The sequence below is a fragment of the Pseudomonas sp. UC 17F4 genome, assembly GCF_900101695.1.
Lineage (GTDB): Bacteria > Pseudomonadota > Gammaproteobacteria > Pseudomonadales > Pseudomonadaceae > Aquipseudomonas.
The window spans coordinates 1216202-1236117 of record NZ_FNKV01000001.1 but is presented as its reverse complement, the minus strand read 5'-3'; the positions used below and the strand labels follow the sequence as shown (position 1 = coordinate 1236117).

Here is a 19916-nt window from a genome sequence, read left to right as displayed (position 1 = left end):
GGGTTTTTCTTTTCCGGCGAATGGCGCTTTTCAGTCTTTGCCCACTACCCCGCCGCTGAAATGCCCGTCTACACTCGAATCAATCCACCTGTGTGACGAGGCCGTTATGCCCCGAATGCCGGCCCTTCTGTTGGCTCTCCTGCTCGTCTGGAGTGCAACTGCCGGCGCCTTGACCCTGACTGAGGAAGAACAAGCCTGGCTCAGCGCACACCCGCAGCTGCGCCTGGGCGTCGATGCATCCTGGCCACCTTTTGAATACCGGGACCAGGACGGTCGCTACCAGGGATTGGCCGCCGACTACATTGCCCTTATCCAGGACCGCCTGGACGTGCAGTTCAAGCCGATCGAGCCGATCAGCTGGACTGCCGTGCTCGAGCAGGCCCGGCAGAACAAGCTCGATCTGCTGCCCGGTATCATGTCGACCCCAGAGCGCCAGAGCTTTCTGGCCTTCACCCGCCCGTACCTGGATTTTCCGATCGTCATCCTCGCCCATGATGGCGGGCCGCAACCACGAACCATCAAGGACCTCTACGGCCTGAAGATCGCCGTGGTGGAAAACTACGCGCCCCACGAGCTGTTGCGCACCCACCACCCGGACCTCAACCTGGTGGCCCTGCCCAATGTCAGCTCGGCGCTGCAGGCCCTGGCCACCGATGAAGTGGATGCCGTGGTGGGCGACCTTGCCTCGAGCATCTGGAGCCTGCGCCAGCTCAAGCTCGAAGGCCTCTACGTCAGCGGCGAAACGCCCTACCGCTATCAGCTGGCCATGGCAGTGCCACGGGAACAGAAGATCCTCGTCGGCATTCTCGACAAGGTCATGGCCGACATGAGCCCCGGCGAAATCAGCAATATCCAGGAGCGCTGGGTCGGCAAAGTGCTTGACCACCGCACGCTGTGGTACGACCTGCTGATCTACGGCCTGCCCGCCCTGCTGCTGATGATCGCCATCCTTGCTGCGGTGATCCGCGTCAACCGCCGCCTGAGCTCGGAGATTTCCCGGCGCATCGCCCTTGAGCAGGAACTGCGCAGCAGTGAATACCACTACCGCGGCCTGGTCGAAAGCCTTTCGGCCATTGCCTGGGAAGCCGACGCCAACGACTTCACCTACAGCTACGTCTCGCCCCATGCCGAAGACCTGCTCGGCTACCCGTTGAACCAGTGGCTGCGCCCGGGCTTCTGGCGCAGCATCATCCACCCCGACGACGCCCTCTGGGCCCAGGCCTATTGCGACAGCGAAACCGCCGCCGGCCGCGATCACAGCCTTGATTACCGCGTAATCCGCGCCGACGGCCGCAGCCTGTGGGTGCGCGATATCGTCAGCCTCATCGAACACGGGCACAAACCAGTGATGCGTGGGCTGATGATCGACATCAGCGAAACCAAGAACGCCGAAGAAGCCCTGCGCCTGTCGGAGCAGAAGTTCGCCTCGGTGTTTCAGCAGTGCCCGGATATCCTGGTCATCGCCCGGATGAGCGACGGCTGCCTGCTGGAAGTCAATGAGGCCTTTGAAGAACAGATCGGCCTGAGTCCGGCGCAAGTGCTGGGCCGCACCGCCACCGAGCTGAACATCTGGGGCATCGACGGCGTTGGCCCGGACCTGCTCAAGCGCTTGCAGGCAGGCAGCATCCGCAACCTGGAAATGCTCTTCCGGCGCAGCAACGGCCAGCTGTTCACCGGCCTGACCTCCGCCGAGACCTTCCAGCTCGACAGCACGCCGGCGCTGGTAGTGGCAGTACGCGACATCAGCCAGCTGAAAGAAACCCAGGAGCAGCTGCAGACCTCCGAAGAGAAGTTCGCCAAGGCCTTCCACGCCTCCCCCGACGGCCTGTTGCTGTCGCGCCAGAGTGACGGTTTGCTGATCGAAGTAAACGAAGGCTTCTGCCGCCTGACCGGCTACGACACCCACATGTCGCTGGACCACACCTCCCTGGACCTGGGTATCTGGGTCGACCTCAACGAGCGCCGGCGGCTGCTGGACATGCTCCAGCGCGACGGCTTCGTGCGTGATTTCAGCTGCCATATCCGCCGCAGCGACGGCCAGATCCGCCTCTGCGAACTGTCAGCCAGGCCGCTGCCGATTGCCGGGGTCGATTGCATGCTGACCATCGCCCGCGACATCACCGAGCGCCACCTGATGCAGGAAAAACTGCAACTGGCCGCCACCGTATTCGAGAACACCGCCGAAGGCGTGTTGATCACCGACATCGACCAGCGCATCAGTGCGGTCAACCGCGCCTTCAGCGAAATCACCGGCTACAGCGAGTTTGAAGCGCTGGGTCAGACCCCACGGCTGCTCGCCTCCGGCCAGCACGATAGCGCCTTCTATGTGGCCATGTGGCACCAACTGACGGCCGAGGGCCATTGGCAGGGCGAAATCCACAACCGGCGCAAGAACGGCGAGGTTTACCCCAGTTGGCTGACCATCAGCGCGGTGCGCAACAGCGAGCGCGCCATCACCCACTTTGTCGCGGTGTTCGCCGATATCTCCAGCCTCAAGCACGCCCAGGCCAAGCTCGATTACCAGGCCCATCACGACCCGCTGACCGGCCTGCCCAATCGCACCCTGTTCGAAAGCCGCCTGCAGGCCGCGCTCAACTGTTCCCAGGCCTCCAAGCGCCAGGGCGCGGTGCTGTTTCTCGATCTCGATCGCTTCAAGCACATCAACGACAGCCTCGGCCATCCGGTCGGCGACCTGTTGCTTAAAGGCATCGCCCAGCGGCTCAAGGAACAGGTGCGCGACATCGATACCGTCGCACGCCTGGGCGGCGACGAGTTCATCATCCTGCTGCCCGGCCTGCACCAGCCCAGTGATGCCGAGCACATCGCGCACAAACTGCTGGCCTGCTTCGGCGCACCGTTCCAGGCTGGCGAACATGAGTTCTTCACCAGCGCCAGCATCGGCACCAGCCTTTATCCACAGGACGGCACCGACGTCGCCTCGCTGATCCGCAACGCCGACGCCGCCATGTACCGCTCGAAGGCCAAGGGGCGCAACCGGGTCGAGTCCTACACCCGCGACCTCACCGCCCAGGCCAGCGAGCGCATCGCTCTGGAGCACGAACTGCGCCGGGCCATCGAGCGCAATGAACTGAGCCTGTGCTACCAGCCCAAGTTCAGCCTCAAGACCCAGAGCCTGGTCGGCGCCGAAGCGCTGATCCGCTGGACCAACCCGACGTTCGGCGACGTCCCGCCGGAGCACTTCATTGCACTGGCCGAAGAGAACGGCATGATCCTGCAACTGGGCGACTGGGTACTGGAACAAGCCTGCCGGCAAATGCAGGTCTGGAAGCATAACTACCTGGCGTTCGGCCCGCTGTCGGTCAACCTCGCCGGCGCTCAGTTGCGCCAGCCAAGCCTGGTCAAACGCATCGAACAACTGCTCAAGACCCACCAGCTCATGGCCGGTGACCTGCAGTTGGAAATCACCGAGAACTTCATCATGAGCCAGGCCGAAGAAGCCCTGGCCATCCTCCATCAACTCAAGCACCTGGGCGTGCAACTGGCGATCGACGACTTCGGCACCGGCTACTCGTCGCTGAGCTACCTCAAGCGCCTGCCGCTGGATATCCTCAAGATCGACCAGTCGTTCATCCGCGGCCTGCCCGACGACCCTCATGATGCGGCTATTGCCCGCGCCATCATCGCCCTGGGCCGCAGCATGCAACTGACCATCATCGCCGAAGGAGTGGAAAGCCAGGCTCAGCAGCAGTTCCTCGCTGCCGAAGGCTGCGAGCAGATCCAGGGCTACATCGTCAGCCTGCCGCTGCCGCCCGAAGAATTTGCCGCGAGTTTCCTTCGCATAGCACTTTCAGATCTTTCGGATAGCACAGCCCGGAAACCCTCGTTATAATCCGCGTCCACTGGGGCCTATAGCTCAGTTGGTTAGAGCAGGGGACTCATAATCCCTTGGTCGCAGGTTCGAGTCCTGCTGGGCCCACCAAACAAAAAACCGCGCATGGCGCGGTTTTTTTGTGCCCGCTGTCAGCTGCGCAATTCTGCCGCCCACAAGCCCGGGGTCTTGCCGTAGTGGCGCTGGAACAAGGCGATGAACGCCGACACCGAGTCGTAGCCCAGCTCATTGGCCAGCGCCGTGACGCTCATGCCTTGCGCCAGCAACGGCAAGGCCGCCAACAGGCGCAAGCGTTGGCGCCATTCCCTGAACGACAACTGCGTCTGGGCCTGGAACAACCGCACCAGGGTGCGCCGCGAAGCCCCCACCTGCTGCGCCCAGTCTTCAATGCTGCGGTTGTCGGCCGGGTTGGCCTGCAAGGCTTCGCTGATTCGGCGCAGGCGCGGATCACTGGGCAGCGGCAGGCCGAACGGCGCTTCGGGCAGTTCGCGCAACTCATCGACCAGCACCTGCAACAGCCGCGCCTGGGCGCCTTGGGCAGGGTATTGCGGTGCAAAGCTGTTGGCCTTGGCGATCAGCTCGCGTACCAGCGGCGTGACTTGCACCACACCGCAAGGACGCTGGTAGCCATTGAGCAGCGAGTCATCCAGGTACAGCCCGCGAAACTCGATGGTCTGGTCGCTGTAGGCGGTGTGCTCGACCCCCGCCGGTATCCACAACGCACATTGCGGCGGCAGCAGGTAGCTGTGCTGCTCGGTGACCACTTGCATGATCCCGGCGCTGGCGTAGGTGAACTGCACCCAGGGGTGTCTGTGCAATTGCACGCGATGGCCGGCCGGAATGGCAAACATGCGCCGATAAACCGGCCCCGGCAGTTGCTGGAAGTCCGGCAACGGCGGTACTTCACTGCTTTGTCTCATTGGCGGCAATGCCTGTCTCCTTTGCTCAAGTGAGCCGACGAAGGCCAATGGTAGCCTGCGCCCGGCTTCGTTGAACAACCCAAGGAGAGACCGATGAGCAGCCATGTGCGTGAAAACCGTTTGAGCGTGCCCGCCATCCAGCAACGCAAGGGCGCTGGCAACCTGGTGGTGCTGACCGCCTACAGCATGCCGATGGCGCGTTGGGTAGATGCCGAAGCCGACGTGATTATCGTCGGCGACTCGGTGGGCATGGTGCTGTATGGCCTGCCCAGCACTTTGGGAGTCAGCCTGGAGATGATGATTGCCCATGGCCAGGCAGTGATGCGCGGCTCCCAGCGCGCTTGCGTGGTCATCGACCTGCCCTTTGGCAGCTATCAGGCCTCACCCGAACAGGCCTTCCTCAGCGCCGCCCGGCTGCTGCGCGAGACAGGTGCCCAGGGCGTCAAGCTTGAGGGCGGTGAAGAGCTGGCCGAGACCGTGGAATTCCTCACCCGCCGTGGGATTCCGGTCATGGCCCATGTCGGCCTGATGCCGCAACAGGTCAACTGCCTGGGAGGTTTCAAGGCCCAGGGCCGCGACGACCAGGGCGCCGCCAAAGTGCGCCAGGACGCCCTGGCCATGCAGGCCGCCGGTGCCTTTTCGGTAGTGCTCGAAGGCATCGCCGAACCCCTGGCACGCCGCGTGAGCGAAGAGCTGACAATCCCCACCATCGGCATCGGCGCTTCGCCTGCCTGCGATGGCCAGGTGCTGGTCACCGAGGACCTGCTGGGTTTGTTCGGTGAATACCAACCGCGCTTCGTCAAACGCTTTGCCGACCTTCAGCCGCAGATTGCCCAGGCATTGGCCGCCTATGCCCGGGAAGTACGCGACGGCAGCTTCCCCCAGGCCGAGCACTGCTTCAAGGCGCGCTGAGCACAGACGCCTTGCCCCAGGGTGAGGGCAATGGATAGGCTATCGCGCTTATTCCATGAGCCGCGCAAAGCGGCTCTTGCCAGAGAGTGCCCATGTCCGACAGCCGCCCCGTCGCCCTCGACGAAATCGATCGCCAGCTGATCTCGCTGCTGCAAATCAACGCCCGTGAAAGCGTCGCTACGCTCGCCCGGCAACTGGGTATCGCGCGCACCACGGTAACCTCGCGCCTGGCCCGCCTGGAAAAGACCAAGGTCATCAGCGGCTACGGCGTGCGCCTGGGTCAGCGCCTGATCGATGGTGGCCTGCAGGCCTATGTCGGGATCAAGGTACAACCGCGTTCGGGCAAGGACGTGGTGCGGCGCCTGAGCGCCATGGGCCAGGTGCAGCAGTTGTGCGCGGTCAGCGGCGAATTCGACTACGTCGCCTGGCTGCGCAGCGACTCGCCCGAGCAACTGGACCAGTTGCTCGACCAGATCGGCAGCGTTGAAGGCGTGGAAAAAACCACCACCTCGATCATCCTCAGCAGCAAGGTGGATCGCGGGCAGCCGGTTTGAAGCCGGCGCCCACAGAAGTCAATATGAATGACAGATACGTCATATCGACCAACAAGCCGACCAAACGACGACACTCTGCATCTTAATTACGTAACCCCCGCCCCCTAAAATGACCGCCAGTGTTTTTTCTATACTCAAGCTCCGCACCCCGCGCAGCGCCTGGCAAGGTCACTTATGAACAAGAACAATCGTCACCCCGCCGACGGCAAGAAACCCATCACCATTTTCGGCCCGGATTTTCCTTTTGCCTTTGACGACTGGATCGAGCACCCGGCCGGCTTGGGTAGCATCCCGGCGGCGCGCCATGGAGAGGAAGTGGCGATTGTCGGTGCCGGTATCGCCGGGCTGGTGGCGGCCTACGAGTTGATGAAGCTGGGCCTCAAGCCTGTGGTCTACGAAGCTTCGAAAATGGGTGGGCGCCTGCGCTCGCAAGCCTTCGAAGGCAGTGACGGGATCATCGCCGAGCTGGGTGGCATGCGCTTTCCGGTGTCGTCGACGGCGTTCTACCACTATGTCGACAAGCTCGGCCTTGAAACCAAGCCCTTCCCCAACCCGCTGACCCCGGCCTCGGGCAGCACAGTGATCGACCTCGAAGGCCAGACCCACTACGCGGAAAAACTCTCCGATTTGCCCAAGTTGTTCCAGGAGGTTGCCGACGCCTGGGCCGATGCCCTGGAAGACGGCGCCCGCTTCGGCGACATCCAGCAAGCCATCCGCGACCGCGATGTGCCGCGCCTCAAGGAGCTGTGGAACACCCTGGTACCGCTGTGGGACGACCGCACCTTCTACGACTTCGTCGCCACCTCAAAAGCCTTCGCCAAGCTCAGCTTCCTGCACCGCGAGGTGTTCGGCCAGGTCGGTTTCGGCACCGGTGGCTGGGACTCGGACTTCCCCAATTCGATGCTGGAAATCTTCCGCGTGGTGATGACCAACTGCGACGATCACCAGCACCTGGTAGTTGGCGGCGTCGAGCAAGTGCCGCTGGGCATCTGGCGCCATGTGCCGGAGCGTTGCGCGCACTGGCCGGCCGGCACCAGCCTCAGCTCGCTACACCGCGGCGCGCCACGTGCCGGGGTGAAAAGCATTGCCCGCGACAGCGACGGGCGCCTGGCGGTAACCGACACCTGGGGCGACACCCGCCACTACGCCGCGGTGCTGACCACCTGCCAGAGCTGGCTGCTGACCACCCAGATCGAGTGCGAAGAATCGCTGTTCTCGCAGAAGATGTGGATGGCCCTGGACCGTACCCGCTACATGCAGTCGTCGAAGACCTTCGTCATGGTCGACCGGCCGTTCTGGAAGGACAAGGATCCAGATACCGGCCGCGACCTGATGAGCATGACCCTGACCGACCGCCTGACCCGCGGTACCTACCTGTTCGACAACGGCGACGACAAGCCGGGGGTGATCTGCCTGTCGTACTCGTGGATGAGCGATGCGCTGAAAATGCTCCCGCACCCAGTGGAAAAGCGCGTCAAGCTGGCCCTCGATGCGCTGAAGAAGATCTACCCGAAAGTCGATATCGCCGGGCACATCATCGGCGACCCGATCACCGTGTCGTGGGAAGCCGACCCGCACTTCCTCGGCGCCTTCAAGGGCGCCCTGCCCGGCCATTACCGCTACAACCAGCGCATGTACGCGCACTTCATGCAGCAGGACATGCCGGCCGAGCAGCGCGGCATCTTCATTGCCGGTGACGATGTGTCGTGGACCCCGGCCTGGGTCGAAGGCGCGGTGCAAACGTCGCTCAATGCGGTGTGGGGTATCATCAATCACTTCGGTGGCCAGACCCACCCGGACAACCCAGGCCCGGGCGACGTGTTCAATGAAATCGGCCCGATCGCCCTGGCCGACTGACGGGAGAATCGCCATGCGCATCGCCCTGTTCCAAGGCGAACCGCAACCGCTGGACCTGTCCGGCAACCTCGAGCGCCTGCACCAGCAGGCGCAACTGGCCGCTGCCCGCGGCGCCGAACTGCTGGTATGCCCGGAGATGTTCCTGAGCGGCTACAACATCGGCAGCGAAGCCGTCGCGCGCCTGGCCGAAGCCGAAGACGGCCCCTCGGCCATGGCCGTGGTGGAGATCGCCCAGAGCAACCGCATCGCCATTGCCTACGGCTACCCGGAGCTGGCCGAGGACGGGCAGATCTTCAACAGCGTGCAGTTGATCGACGCCCACGGCAGCAGCCTGTGCAACTACCGCAAGACCCACCTGTTCGGTGGCCTCGACCGGGCGATGTTCAGCCCGGGGCCCGATCACTTTCCGGTGGTCGAGCTCAACGGCTGGCGCCTGGGCTTTTTGATCTGCTACGACATCGAGTTCCCGGAAAACGCCCGGCGCCTGGCCCTGGCCGGTGCCGAACTGATCCTGGTGCCGACGGCGAACATGGTGCCCTTCGACTTCATTGCCCAGGTCACCGTGCGCGCCCGCGCCTACGAGAACCAGTGCTACCTGGCGTACGCCAACTACTGCGGCAGCGAAGGCGAAATCCACTACTGCGGGCAGAGCAGCATCGTCGGCCCGGATGGCAGCATCCTGGCCATGGCCGGTCGTGACAGCGCGCTGCTGAGCGCCGACCTCGACCTGCAGCGAGTGCAGCAAGGGCGGGCCAACAACCCTTACCTGCACGACCTGCGCCCCGAGCTCTACAGCACGCCGCGGCAATAATCCGCTAGCATGACGGTTCGCCTGTACCCGGAGTCGTCATGCCCAGCGCCCTGCACAACCTGACCCTCGCCAATGGCCTGCAGGTCACCCTGCGCCATGCACCGCAGCTAAAACGCTGCGCGGCGGCTGTGCGGGTAGCGGCCGGCAGCCATGACGCGCCACCGGCGTGGCCGGGGCTGGCACACTTTCTCGAGCATCTGTTCTTCCTCGGCAATCAACGCTTCGCCCTGGACGACGGCCTGATGCGCTATGTGCAGCACCACGGCGGGCAGGTCAACGCCAGCACCCGTGAACGCAGCACCGAGTTCTTTTTCGAAGTACCGCCCGCGGCTTTTGCCGGGGGGCTTGAGCGACTGTGCCAGATGCTCGCACAGCCGCAGTTCGACCTTGAGCGGCAAGTGCGCGAACGGGAAGTGATCCATGCCGAGTTCATTGCCTGGTCGCGCAATCCACAAGCGCAGCACCAGTTTGCCTTGCTTCAGGCTGCGGGCAGCGAACATCCGCTGAGCGCGTTCCAGGCTGGCAACCGCTACAGCCTGCAGGTTCAAAATCCGGCGTTCCAGGCGGCGTTGCGCGGCTTTCACCAGTGCTTCTACCAGGCCGGGCAAATCACCTTGAGCCTGAGCGGGCCACAAAGCCTCGACGAACTGCGGGCGTTGGCGAATCGCTTCGGCCAGGTGTTCAGTCGCGGGGCAAAAGTGCAGCAATCGCTACCACCGAGCTTCTATAGCCGGGCTGCGCTGTTGATGCACAACGAACGGCAACTGGATGTGCTGTACCCGTGCGAGCAACTCCCCACAGGTTTTGAGCAGGCAGTCGATTTTCTCGCTACCTGGCTGAGCGACACCCGGCCCGGCGGCTTGCCGGCGACCTTGCGCGAGCGGGGCTGGCTGGCGCACTTCGCGTTTTCCTCGCTGTACAGCTTTGCCGGCCAGACGCTGCTGCATGCGGGCTTCAAGCTCAACGACGCGGCTGATGCCGCGCAGGTCCAGGCGCTGTTGACTGATTGGCTGGCGTTTTTCCGCACGGAGGACCTGAGCAGCATCAATCAGGAATACGCCCGCTTGCAGCGTTGTCGCGAACTTGCCGCCAGCGCGCTGGAGCTGGCACGCCAGGACAGCACCGGGCAACGCTTCGACGCGCTGGACGCGCAAGGCTTGGCTGCGCTTGAACAGTTGCTCGAAACAATGCTCGCCGGCCAGGTAAAACCGCCTACCCACGCCTGGCAGTTGCCCGCTGCAAATCCGTTGCTGAGCGTGAAGGCGCAGACCCTCTCGGTCAGCGCCGTTCCCGAAGGCCTGACTGTCTCTCCCCTGCTACCGCCGTCGCGCGAGCATGGTGTGGTCTACCTGCGCTGGCAGCTCACCTCAGCCTTGCGTGGGCGCCTGTGGCAGGTACTTGATCGGGCGCTGCAAGCCCTGAGTGAACAGGCTGCGCAGGCTGGGGTGCAAGTGCAATTGAGCGCCTGCGACAAATACTGGCAGTTGCGCTGCGCCGGCAATGGCACCGTGGTGGGCGCAGTGATTGAACAGGCATTGGCCATCCTGCGGCAGCCGCCCAGCCAGAGCTGGACAACTGGCGCTGCCGAGCGGCCTGATACCATGCCGATCCGCGCGCTGCTCAGGCAGTTGCCGGAGCAACTACTAGGCCGCCGCGTCGACGAGCCCTTGCCGGCCTGCATAATCAGCCAGAGCGATCTGGATGCGTTGTGGGAGCATTCAACCTGGACTGGACTTTCGACCGGCTTCAGTGCCAGCCAGCAATCGGCGCTGAACCAGGCCCTAAGCGCAATGCCAGGGTGCGCTGGCAGGCATCTGCCGACCACAATCGAACCTGTGCGGCGCTGGCAAACGCTACCGCCAGCGGCCAGTGAACAGGCCTTGCTGCTGTTCTGCCCGATCGAGGACCAAGCCGCAGGCCGGCTGTTTGCCCAGCAGCTACAAGGGCCTTTCTATCAGCGCCTGCGGGTCGAACTGAACCTGGGCTACGCGGTATTCAGCGCCTTCCGACAGATCGAGGGCTGCAACGGCCTGTTGCTTGGCGTGCAGTCGCCATCGGCCAGCCATACCGAGATCATCGGGCACATCCAGGCATTGCTCGATAACCTGCCCGCCACACTGAGCTGCAACCCTGCAGATAAACAGGCCCTCGCCGCCCAGCTCGACGAAGCGGCGATGACCAACAACGAGGTGGCCGAATGGGCCTGGCAGGCGCATCTGGCCGGCCATCGCCAGCCGCAGTTGAGCGATCTGCAAGCGGCGATCCTGGCGGTCGAAACGCCGCAACTGCAGCACCTGACCCGCCAGGTAAGCCAGGCCGAACACGGCTGGCTGTGCCTGGTCAACGGCCCGGTGCCCAGCGAAAACTGGCACTGATGCAGGCGATTCTTACCGTCCCGGTAATGGCGTTTATCTCAGATTTAACCATTCGGTTCGTATTTTTTTAGTAAGATAGCGCAATCTTGGCTATGGAACCCCTCACCTGGAGGGTGGACTAAATAAGTAGCTGACAACCCCCAGACCTATCCGGAAGGAGTAATCCCATGTGGACCAAACCTGCTTACACTGACCTGCGTATCGGCTTTGAAGTGACCATGTATTTCGCAAGCCGCTGAACCTGCTTGCGGTACAACGCCTCGGCCCGCCGGGGCGTTTTTATTTCAGGACGCGGCAGGAGTGGCCATGTACATCCAGATTCTAGGTTCCGCCGCCGGTGGCGGTTTTCCCCAGTGGAACTGCAACTGCGCCAACTGCAAAGGCTTTCGCGACGGCAGCCTGCGCGCCACGGCGCGCACCCAGTCATCGATTGCCCTGTCTGACGACGGCATCCACTGGGTGCTGTGCAACGCCTCGCCGGACATCCGCGCACAGCTGCAAAGCTTTGCCCCGATGCAGCCGGCCCGCGCCCTGCGCGACACCGGCATCAATGCCATCGTCCTGCTCGACAGCCAGATCGACCACACCACCGGCCTGCTCAGCCTGCGCGAAGGCTGCCCGCACCAGGTCTGGTGCACCGACATGGTCCATCAGGACCTGAGCACTGGTTTCCCGCTGTTCACCATGCTCAGCCACTGGAACGGTGGCCTGCAGTGGCAGCGCATCGAGCTCGAAGGCAGCTTCGTCATCGATGCCTGCCCGAACCTGCGCTTCACCCCCTTCCCGCTGCGTAGCGCCGCACCGCCCTACTCTCCGCACCGCTTCGACCCACACCCGGGTGACAACCTCGGGCTGATGGTCGAAGACCTGCGCACCGGCGGCAAGCTGTTCTACGCCCCGGGCCTGGGCCAGGTCGACGGCAAATTGTTGCAGATGATGAGCGACGCCGACTGCCTGCTGGTCGACGGCACCCTCTGGGAGGATGATGAAATGCAGCGCCGCGGTGTCGGCACCCGCACCGGCCGCGAGATGGGCCACCTGGCGCAGAACGGCCCGGGCGGCATGCTCGAGGTACTGGAAGGCTTCCCGCGTCAGCGCAAGGTGCTTATCCACATCAACAACACCAACCCGATTCTCGATGAGGATTCGGCCGAACGCGCCGAATGCGTACGCCGCGGCGTCGAAGTGGCCTTCGACGGCATGAGCATCACCCTCTAGGAGCCGACATGAGCGACGCCAAACCGCTGTCCCCCGCCGAATTCGAACAGGCCCTGCGCGCCAAGGGCGCCTATTACCACATTCATCACCCCTACCATGTGGCGATGTATGAAGGCCGCGCGAGCCGCGAGCAGATCCAGGGCTGGGTGGCCAACCGTTTCTATTACCAGGTCAACATCCCGATGAAAGACGCCGCGATCCTGGCCAACTGCCCGGACCGCGAAATCCGCCGCGAGTGGATTCAGCGCCTGCTCGACCATGACGGCGCCCCTGGCGAAGACGGCGGCATCGAAGCCTGGCTGCGCCTGGGCCAGGCGGTCGGCCTCGATCCGCAGCAGCTGCGTTCCCAGGAACTGGTGCTGCCCGGCGTGCGTTTTGCCGTGGATGCCTACGTCAACTTCGCCCGCCGCGCCAGTTGGCAAGAGGCCGCCAGCAGCTCGCTGACCGAGCTGTTCGCCCCGCAGATCCATCAGTCGCGGCTCGACAGCTGGCCGCAGCACTACCCATGGATCGACCCGGCCGGCTATGAGTACTTCCGCACCCGCCTGGGCCAGGCCCGGCGTGACGTCGAGCATGGGCTGGCGATTACCCTGCAGCACTACACTACAGTTGAAGGCCAGCAGCGCATGCTGGAGATCCTGCAGTTCAAGCTGGACATCCTCTGGAGCATGCTCGATGCCATGAGCATGGCTTACGAACTCAACCGCCCGCCCTATCACAGTGTCACCAGCGATAGGGTCTGGCACAAAGGAATCGCCCTATGAGTTTTAATCGCGCGCAAGTTCCGGCCTGGCGCCCGGGCTATCGCTTCCAGTACGAGCCGGCGCAAAAGGGCCATGTGCTGTTGTACCCGGAAGGGATGATCAAGCTCAACGACAGCGCTGCGCTGATCGGCGGGCTGATCGACGGCCAGCGCGATGTCGCTGCGATCATCGCCGAGCTGGACAAGCAGTTCCCTGGCGTACCTGAACTTGGTGACGACATCGAGCAGTTCATGGAGGTGGCCCGTGCCGAACACTGGATCAGCCTTGCCTGAATTGCCGGCAAAACCTGACGTCGGCCTGCCGCTGTGGCTGCTCGCCGAGCTGACCTACCGTTGCCCGCTGCAGTGCCCGTACTGCTCCAACCCCCTGGACTTCGCCGCCCAGGGCCAGGAGCTGAGCACCGCGCAGTGGTTCAAGGTGATGGCCGAAGCGCGGGAGATGGGCGCCGCGCAACTGGGCTTTTCCGGCGGTGAGCCGCTGGTGCGCCAGGACCTGGCCGAACTGATCGGCGAGGGCCGGCGCCTGGGTTACTACACCAACCTGATCACCTCCGGCATCGGCCTCACCGAACAGAAGATCGCCACCTTCAAAGAGGCCGGGCTGGACCATATCCAGATCAGCTTCCAGGCCAGCGACGAGCAAGTGAACAACCTGCTGGCCGGCTCGAAGAAGGCCTTCGCGCAAAAGCTGGAAATGGCCCGCGCGGTAAAAGCCCATGGCTACCCGATGGTGCTGAACTTCGTCACCCATCGGCACAATATCGACAAGATCGACCGCATCATCGAGCTGTGCGTGGCCCTGGAAGCCGACTTCGTTGAACTGGCCACTTGTCAGTTCTATGGCTGGGCGCACCTGAACCGCGTCGGCCTGCTGCCGACCCGCGCCCAGCTCGAACGCGCCGAGCGCATCACCAACGAGTACCGGGCCAAACTGCAAGCCGCCGGCAACCCGTGCAAGCTGATCTTCGTCACCCCGGACTATTACGAAGAGCGCCCCAAGGCCTGCATGAACGGCTGGGGCAGCGTGTTCCTCACCGTCACCCCGGACGGCACCGCCCTGCCCTGCCATGGCGCCCGGCAGTTACCGGTGCAGTTTCCCAATGTGCGCGAGCAAAGCATGCAGCACATCTGGTACGACTCGTTCGGGTTCAATCGCTTTCGCGGTTATGACTGGATGCCCGAGCCGTGCCGTTCCTGCGACGAAAAGGAGAAAGACTTCGGCGGCTGCCGCTGCCAGGCCTTCATGCTCACCGGCGACGCCAGCAATGCCGACCCGGTTTGCGCCAAGTCGGCCGAGCACGGCATCATCCTCAAGGCGCGTGAAGACGCCGAGCATGCCCATCAGACCATCGACGAGCTGACCTTCCGTAATGAGCGAAACTCCCGTGTCATTGTCCGCGGCTGAGCGCTTCAGCGCCGAACAGGCGGTCGCCGCCGGTACCGACTTTGCCGAGCTGCGGGTTGCCGCCCAGGGCCTGTTCTGGAACGAGTTTCGCCCCAGCGACGGCGCCTGCCGGATCTGGCTCTGGCGCGATGGCCAGGCCCGCTGCCTGACGCCCAATGGCTTCAGCGTGCGCAGCCGGGTGTATGAATACGGTGGCGGCAGCTTCTGCCTGAGCGACGATGGCCTGGTGTTCGTCAACGAGGCCGACCAGCAGCTCTATTGCCAGGACCTTGACGGCGGGTTGCCACAACCACTGACCGAGGGTCTGAAGCGTTACGGCGACCTGCGCTGGGCCAATGGCCAGGTGCTGGCAGTGGAAGAAAGCCATGGCCCGGGGGCGGTCGAGCATCGCCTGGTGACCATCGCCAAGGGCAGCCGTGAAGTACTGGCCGAAGGCGCCGACTTCTACGCCGCGCCCACCCTCAGCGCCGATGGCTCGCGCCTGGCCTGGATAGAATGGAGCCGCCCCGAGCAACCATGGACCGCAACCCGGTTGCTGTGTTGCCAGCGCCAGGCCAATGGCCGCTGGAGCACACCGCGCTGTATCGCCGGTGAACAAGGCCCGCAACAGTCCCTGCAGCAACCACATTTTGATGCCGGCGGCCGCTTGTATTGCCTGTCCGACCGCAACGGTTATTGGCAACCCTGGGGCGAAACCGCCGCAGGCTGGAGCGCATTGCCGGCCGCCGCTGCCGACCATGCCGGCGCGCCCTGGCAACTGGGCGCCAGCACCTGGCTGGCGCTGGGTCAGCAACACTACCTGGCCAGCTGGTTCGAAAACGGCTTCAGTCGTTTAGGCATCTGTCATGCCGACGGTTCGGTAGAAGACTACAGCGCGAACTACAACCGCTTCCGCTGCCTAGACCTCGACGAGCAGCACATCTATGCCATTGCCGCGTCGGCCATCAGCCCACCTGCGGTTATCGCCATCAACCGCCAGAATCATCAGGTGCAGGTGTTGGCAGGCGGTGCCTTGCCGCTGCCGGCCGAACGCATCAGCCGCCCGCAGGCCCTGCGCTACCCCAGTGGCGATGGTTTCGCTCATGGTTTCTTCTACCCGGCCATGAACGGTGAGGCGCAGCCGCCACTGCTGGTGTTCATCCATGGCGGGCCGACCTCGGCCTGCTACCCGGTGCTCGACCCGCGCATCCAGTACTGGGCCCAGCGCGGTTTTGCCGTGGCCGACCTCAATTACCGAGGCAGCAGCAGCTATGGCCGCGACTATCGCCAGGCCCTGCACCTGCGCTGGGGCGAGATTGACGTCGAAGATGCCTGCGCCGTGGTCAGGCACCTGGCCGAACGCAAGCTGATCGACCCGCAGCGCGCGTTCATCCGTGGCGGCAGCGCTGGCGGCTACACCACCCTCTGCGCCCTGGCGTTCCATGATGTATTCCGCGCCGGTGCCAGCCTCTACGGCGTCAGCGACCCGCAGGCGCTGGCCCGCGCCACGCACAAATTCGAAGGCGATTACCTGGACTGGCTGATCGGCGACCCGGTAGCCGACGCCGAACGTTACCAGCAGCGCACGCCGTTGCTGCACGCCGCCAACATCAAGGTGCCGGTGATCTTCTTCCAGGGTGAGCTGGATGCCGTGGTGGTGCCGGAACAGACCCGTTCGATGCTGGATGCATTGAAAGCCAACGGCATTCGCGCCGAAGGGCATTTCTACCCATCGGAGCGTCACGGTTTTCGTACCGCGAGCAACCTGGCGCATGCGCTGGAAGAGGAATGGAAGTTCTATCGGCGGGTGCTGGAGGGCAGTTAGATCGCTATCGCGACCCGACTTGACCCGCGATTGGCCTCACCGCTTGGCGATGATATACACCGCATGCACGATGCCCGGAATGTACCCCAGCAACGTCAGCAGGATGTTCAGCCAGAAGGCGCCGCCGAAGCCGACCTGCAGGAACACGCCCAGCGGCGGCAGGAGAATGGCGATGATGATGCGAATAAAATCCATTGGGCAGCTCCCTTCAAAGATGTACTAGAACTGACTCTAGCGCGGCACCAGGGTTCCACTCGTTGGCAGCAGACAAAAAAACGCCCCAAGCCAAAAACAACAGGCCCGGGGCGATGCGCAGGAACGCGAGACGGTTCGGAAAATTCGTTAACGCGATGTATTGATCAGGCCGTGGCCTCGCGTCGCTGGTTCTGCTGCGCGGCATGCACGCGGGCAAAGGCCCGGGCCAGGCGCAACAGCATTTCGTCGATGTTGCCCTTGCTCACCGTCAGTGCCGGCGAAAAGCGCAACACGTCGGCTTGCGGGGCATTGAGCAGCAGGCCTTCGTGCAAGGCAGCCTGGACCAGCTCGCCCGCATTGTCTTCACTCAGTTGCAGCGCCCAGAGCAGCCCCTGGCCACGCACCTCGACCTGGCCATAGCGGCCGGCCAACCGGCTCAGGCCATCGCGCAGGTGCCGCCCGGAATCCTGCACATGCTCGAAGAAGCCCGCCTCCAGCACGGTCTGCAGTACCGCCAGACCTGCCGCAGTCATCAGTGCATTGCCATGGTGGCTGCCCTCCAGCTCGCCGGGTGCGGCGCAGCAGGCACTGCCACGGGCCAGCAGGGCCGCCAAGGGCACGCCGCCACCCAGGCCCTTGCCGAGGGTGAGGATATCGGCACGTACGCCGTACAGCTGTTCGGCGAGCATCGCCCCGCAGCGGCCGACGCCGGTCTGCACTTCATCGAGAATCAGCAGGATGCCGAGTTCGCGGCACAGCCGCTCGACGCCCTGCAGGTACGCCTGGGTCGCCGGAATCACCCCGGCTTCGCCCTGGATCGGTTCGAGCATGATCGCCACGGTGCGCGAGTCGACCGCCGCGTGCAGCGCTTCAAGGTCGTTGAACGGCACCTTGCTGAAGCCCGGCAACCCCGGCTCGCAGCGATTGCACGGCGACGGGTCGGAAGCCGACAGCGCGCCCAGGCTGCGGCCATGGCAGCTCTGGCTGGCGGTGATGATGTGGAAGGCGCCGTTGCGATGCAGCTGGCCCCATTTGCGCGCCAGCTTGATCGCCCCTTCACAGGCTTCGGCGCCGCTGTTGAGAAGATAGGCCTGATCGCTGCCGGTGCTTTCGCACAGTTGGTTGACCAGATTCAACAGGCCGCGGTTATGAAAACCGGCACCCGGATTGATCAGCGCCTGGGCCTGGCTGCCCAAGGCTTTGACCAGCACACTGGGGCTGTGGCCGAGGCTGTTGACTGCACAGCCCTGGGTGAAGTCCAGGTAAGCGTGGCCTTCACTGTCCCATAACCACGAACCCTGGCCGCGAACGAACACCTGGGGCGCTCGCGCTACCGCCGGCATCAGGCATTCCCGCGACAGATCTTCTACCGGTTGCGCAGCGAGCTTGCGCTCGGCCACGGCCGGAGCCGGGCGGCGCAGGTTGAACAGGTTCATGCGCGCAGCCCCTCGAGCGGCAGACCAAGCAAACGCGCGCTCCAGTCTTCGACCTGACCGGTGCGCATGCGCTTGATGGCGATATCGCGCCAGCGAGACGAGAGGGCCGGACAATCCACCAGCTTTTTCAAACCTGCATGCTCCAGAGGTTCACGGTAAAAAGTGCGTAGCGCCCAGGCCACGGTCAGGCCCGGATAACTGCGTTGAATCAGTTCAAAAGGCTCGTCGGCGCTGACGAAACCAGGCCTGAGCACCCGGTAGAACCAGCCACAGCGGCCACTGTCCTGGGCCTGTTGCGGCAGGTTCGGCAAACCCCAGCGATGGCTCAGGCGATAGCACGGTGAACGCGGCTGGCTGATCTGCAGCAGCGCCCCGCCCCAGCGGAACATGTCGCCCAGGCAGACCTGATGTTCATCCAGGCCGTGGGTCGAGAGGTTTTCGCCAAAACCCGGGGCGCGCCAGTCGATCTGTGGATAACGTTGCCGCCACCAGGCGTAATGCTCGGCCGGGTAGTGGTGCAAGGCCCGTTCGGGGCCGGTATGAAAGCGTGGGTCGCCGTGTTCGTCGTTACCCAACCCTTGCGGCCATAACCACAAGCGTCTTGCAACCTCCTGCTTATCGATATCAGTCAACAAGCCATGCCCGAGGTTTTTTGCCTTGCCTATGTAAACGCCATCCACATACACGGTATTCATCGCGCCTTCTGGCCCTGTAAACCTTGTGAATACGGGATAGACTAGGCTTCTTGGCGGCTAACGGCCATTTGGTTTTTCGAGCATTTTTGATAAGTATCAGTTATGGATTTTCGCCAACTGCGTTATTTCGTCGCGGTGTATGAAGAGGGCCACGTCGGCCGGGCCGCCGAGCGCCTGTCGCTGTCGCAACCGGCGCTGTCACAGCAGATCCGCCAGCTTGAACAGAACCTCGATGTCAGCCTGTTCGAGCGCGGCAACAAGCGCCTGCTGCCGACCCTGGCCGCGCACACCCTGTACAACCACGCCCTGCCCTTGCTCGATGGCCTGCAGCGGGCCCGTGAGGCCCTGCGCAATTTCAAGGGCCAGTCGTTGCGCACCTTGGCCATCGGCGTGCTGCAAACCGTGCGACCAAGCCTGGTGCCGCAACTGCTAGACCGGGTGCGCAAGGCGCAGCCGCACCTGGTGGTGCAGATCTATGAGCTGTCGGGGCTGGAGATCGAGCGGCGCCTGCTCAATGGCAGCCTGGACATCGGCATCAGCTACCTGCCGCCGCGCCAGCCCGGCCTGCATGGGCTGTTACTGTACGAAGACGAGCTGCAACTGGTCATCCCCAACACCCACCCCTTGCGCGAATTCAAGAAGGTATCGCTCAAGCAGGCCGCCGAATTGCCGATGCTGCTGCTCGGCGAAGAATTTCAGGTGCGGCAGATCTGGCAGTCGCAACTGGCCAACCTCGGCCGGCGCCCGCAAGTGCAGGCGGAAATGAACAACATGGGCGGGATTCTCGACAGCCTCGCGCACACCTCGCTGGCAACGGTACTGCCCGGGCGCGCCAAGGAAGTGGTCGAAGATGACCAGGACTTGTTGTGGAAGCCATTGAGCGAACCACGGGTGCCGCTGAAGATCGGCCTGGTGTTTCGCGATGCGCAGCGCCAGCAAGCCTCGGTGGAGTTGCTGCGCAACCTGCTGGAAGAAGAAGCCGACCCGCGCCAGATCGGCGTGTCGCCGCTGGATGTACTGGGCTGAGGTCAAATCGCAGGCAAAAGAAAACCCCGCCGAAGCGGGGCTTTGCAGACTGTTTCCCTGACATCCTTTTCGCCCCGCCATCCTGGCAGGAATCC

At 63.7% G+C, this 19916-nt stretch carries 17 protein-coding genes and 1 tRNA gene; 14 read left to right on the top strand and 4 right to left on the bottom strand.

Annotation, left to right across the window (positions count from 1 at the left end; all coding sequences use genetic code 11):
* The first annotated feature begins 106 nt into the window (after positions 1-106).
* Positions 107-3850, top strand: a complete 3744-nt coding sequence (locus BLR26_RS05600; RefSeq protein ID WP_093378932.1) for an EAL domain-containing protein — start codon at positions 107-109, stop codon at positions 3848-3850.
* Between the two features lie 13 nt (positions 3851-3863).
* A tRNA-Ile gene (locus tag BLR26_RS05595) sits at positions 3864-3940 on the top strand.
* A gap of 41 nt (positions 3941-3981) precedes the next feature.
* Here BLR26_RS05595 and BLR26_RS05590 read toward each other — a convergent pair.
* Positions 3982-4770 carry an AraC family transcriptional regulator gene (locus BLR26_RS05590; protein ID WP_176794208.1) on the bottom strand — a complete coding sequence of 263 codons (789 nt, stop codon included), beginning with the start codon at positions 4768-4770 and terminating at the stop codon, positions 3982-3984.
* Between the two features lie 93 nt (positions 4771-4863).
* On the opposite strand from BLR26_RS05590, the gene panB reads away from it, so the two are divergent.
* From panB to BLR26_RS05535, 11 genes are all read left to right on the top strand, one after another.
* Positions 4864-5682, top strand: a complete 819-nt coding sequence (panB, locus tag BLR26_RS05585) for a 3-methyl-2-oxobutanoate hydroxymethyltransferase (protein WP_045199252.1) — start codon at positions 4864-4866, stop codon at positions 5680-5682.
* Positions 5683-5774: 92 nt separating this feature from the next.
* Positions 5775-6236: an Lrp/AsnC family transcriptional regulator gene (locus BLR26_RS05580; protein ID WP_038998420.1), complete on the top strand. Its 462-nt coding sequence runs from the start codon at positions 5775-5777 to the stop codon at positions 6234-6236.
* A gap of 174 nt (positions 6237-6410) precedes the next feature.
* Entirely contained in the window at positions 6411-8093 is a 1683-nt protein-coding gene (locus BLR26_RS05575; protein WP_045199243.1) for a flavin monoamine oxidase family protein, read from the top strand.
* Positions 8094-8106: 13 nt separating this feature from the next.
* Positions 8107-8904: a carbon-nitrogen hydrolase family protein gene (locus tag BLR26_RS05570; protein WP_093378922.1), complete on the top strand. Its 798-nt coding sequence runs from the start codon at positions 8107-8109 to the stop codon at positions 8902-8904.
* Between the two features lie 38 nt (positions 8905-8942).
* The gene (pqqF, locus tag BLR26_RS05565) at positions 8943-11279 is read left to right on the top strand and encodes a pyrroloquinoline quinone biosynthesis protein PqqF (protein ID WP_093378917.1); all 2337 of its coding nucleotides are present in this window, start codon (positions 8943-8945) and stop codon (positions 11277-11279) included.
* Between the two features lie 167 nt (positions 11280-11446).
* Complete coding sequence (gene pqqA / locus BLR26_RS05560) at positions 11447-11518, top strand: pyrroloquinoline quinone precursor peptide PqqA (RefSeq protein WP_008365141.1); 72 nt, start codon at positions 11447-11449, stop codon at positions 11516-11518.
* Positions 11519-11585: 67 nt separating this feature from the next.
* Entirely contained in the window at positions 11586-12497 is a 912-nt protein-coding gene (gene pqqB, locus BLR26_RS05555; protein ID WP_045199237.1) for a pyrroloquinoline quinone biosynthesis protein PqqB, read from the top strand.
* Between the two features lie 8 nt (positions 12498-12505).
* Entirely contained in the window at positions 12506-13261 is a 756-nt protein-coding gene (pqqC, locus tag BLR26_RS05550; RefSeq protein WP_093378912.1) for a pyrroloquinoline-quinone synthase PqqC, read from the top strand.
* Positions 13258-13533, top strand: a complete 276-nt coding sequence (pqqD, locus tag BLR26_RS05545; RefSeq protein WP_045199234.1) for a pyrroloquinoline quinone biosynthesis peptide chaperone PqqD — start codon at positions 13258-13260, stop codon at positions 13531-13533. The genes pqqC and pqqD overlap by 4 nt, the downstream gene beginning before the upstream one ends.
* Positions 13505-14665: a pyrroloquinoline quinone biosynthesis protein PqqE gene (pqqE, locus tag BLR26_RS05540; protein WP_093378907.1), complete on the top strand. Its 1161-nt coding sequence runs from the start codon at positions 13505-13507 to the stop codon at positions 14663-14665. Before pqqD ends, pqqE begins: the two co-directional genes overlap by 29 nt.
* Complete coding sequence (locus BLR26_RS05535; RefSeq protein WP_093378902.1) at positions 14631-16469, top strand: S9 family peptidase; 1839 nt, start codon at positions 14631-14633, stop codon at positions 16467-16469. The genes pqqE and BLR26_RS05535 overlap by 35 nt, the downstream gene beginning before the upstream one ends.
* A 36-nt stretch (positions 16470-16505) precedes the next feature.
* Here BLR26_RS05535 and BLR26_RS05530 read toward each other — a convergent pair whose 3' ends face one another.
* The 3 genes from BLR26_RS05530 to BLR26_RS05520 all read right to left on the bottom strand — a co-directional run bounded on the left by BLR26_RS05530 (position 16506) and on the right by BLR26_RS05520 (position 18795).
* On the bottom strand, positions 16506-16664 hold the full coding sequence (locus tag BLR26_RS05530; protein WP_003177654.1) for a YqaE/Pmp3 family membrane protein: 159 nt from the start codon (positions 16662-16664) through the stop codon (positions 16506-16508).
* Between the two features lie 164 nt (positions 16665-16828).
* Positions 16829-18100: an aspartate aminotransferase family protein gene (locus BLR26_RS05525; RefSeq protein WP_093378897.1), complete on the bottom strand. Its 1272-nt coding sequence runs from the start codon at positions 18098-18100 to the stop codon at positions 16829-16831.
* On the bottom strand, positions 18097-18795 hold the full coding sequence (locus BLR26_RS05520) for an MOSC domain-containing protein (RefSeq protein WP_093378892.1): 699 nt from the start codon (positions 18793-18795) through the stop codon (positions 18097-18099). The genes BLR26_RS05525 and BLR26_RS05520 overlap by 4 nt, the downstream gene beginning before the upstream one ends.
* A 102-nt stretch (positions 18796-18897) precedes the next feature.
* Between BLR26_RS05520 and BLR26_RS05515 the strand changes: the two genes are divergently transcribed.
* On the top strand, positions 18898-19821 hold the full coding sequence (locus BLR26_RS05515) for a LysR family transcriptional regulator (protein ID WP_045199221.1): 924 nt from the start codon (positions 18898-18900) through the stop codon (positions 19819-19821).
* Positions 19822-19916 lie beyond the last annotated feature (95 nt).

Bases quoted from the DNA above. Each gene is read 5' to 3' on its own strand.
- BLR26_RS05600 (WP_093378932.1), top strand. From the start codon at position 107: ATGCCCCGAATGCCGGCCCTTCTGTTGGCTCTCCTGCTCGTCTGGAGT.
- BLR26_RS05590 (WP_176794208.1), bottom strand. From the start codon at position 4,770: ATGAGACAAAGCAGTGAAGTACCGCCGTTGCCGGACTTCCAGCAACTG.
- panB (WP_045199252.1), top strand. From the start codon at position 4,864: ATGAGCAGCCATGTGCGTGAAAACCGTTTGAGCGTGCCCGCCATCCAG.
- BLR26_RS05580 (WP_038998420.1), top strand. From the start codon at position 5,775: ATGTCCGACAGCCGCCCCGTCGCCCTCGACGAAATCGATCGCCAGCTG.
- BLR26_RS05575 (WP_045199243.1), top strand. From the start codon at position 6,411: ATGAACAAGAACAATCGTCACCCCGCCGACGGCAAGAAACCCATCACC.
- BLR26_RS05570 (WP_093378922.1), top strand. From the start codon at position 8,107: ATGCGCATCGCCCTGTTCCAAGGCGAACCGCAACCGCTGGACCTGTCC.
- pqqF (WP_093378917.1), top strand. From the start codon at position 8,943: ATGCCCAGCGCCCTGCACAACCTGACCCTCGCCAATGGCCTGCAGGTC.
- pqqB (WP_045199237.1), top strand. From the start codon at position 11,586: ATGTACATCCAGATTCTAGGTTCCGCCGCCGGTGGCGGTTTTCCCCAG.
- pqqC (WP_093378912.1), top strand. From the start codon at position 12,506: ATGAGCGACGCCAAACCGCTGTCCCCCGCCGAATTCGAACAGGCCCTG.
- pqqD (WP_045199234.1), top strand. From the start codon at position 13,258: ATGAGTTTTAATCGCGCGCAAGTTCCGGCCTGGCGCCCGGGCTATCGC.
- BLR26_RS05535 (WP_093378902.1), top strand. From the start codon at position 14,631: ATGAGCGAAACTCCCGTGTCATTGTCCGCGGCTGAGCGCTTCAGCGCC.
- BLR26_RS05530 (WP_003177654.1), bottom strand. From the start codon at position 16,664: ATGGATTTTATTCGCATCATCATCGCCATTCTCCTGCCGCCGCTGGGC.
- BLR26_RS05525 (WP_093378897.1), bottom strand. From the start codon at position 18,100: ATGAACCTGTTCAACCTGCGCCGCCCGGCTCCGGCCGTGGCCGAGCGC.
- BLR26_RS05520 (WP_093378892.1), bottom strand. From the start codon at position 18,795: ATGAATACCGTGTATGTGGATGGCGTTTACATAGGCAAGGCAAAAAAC.
- BLR26_RS05515 (WP_045199221.1), top strand. From the start codon at position 18,898: ATGGATTTTCGCCAACTGCGTTATTTCGTCGCGGTGTATGAAGAGGGC.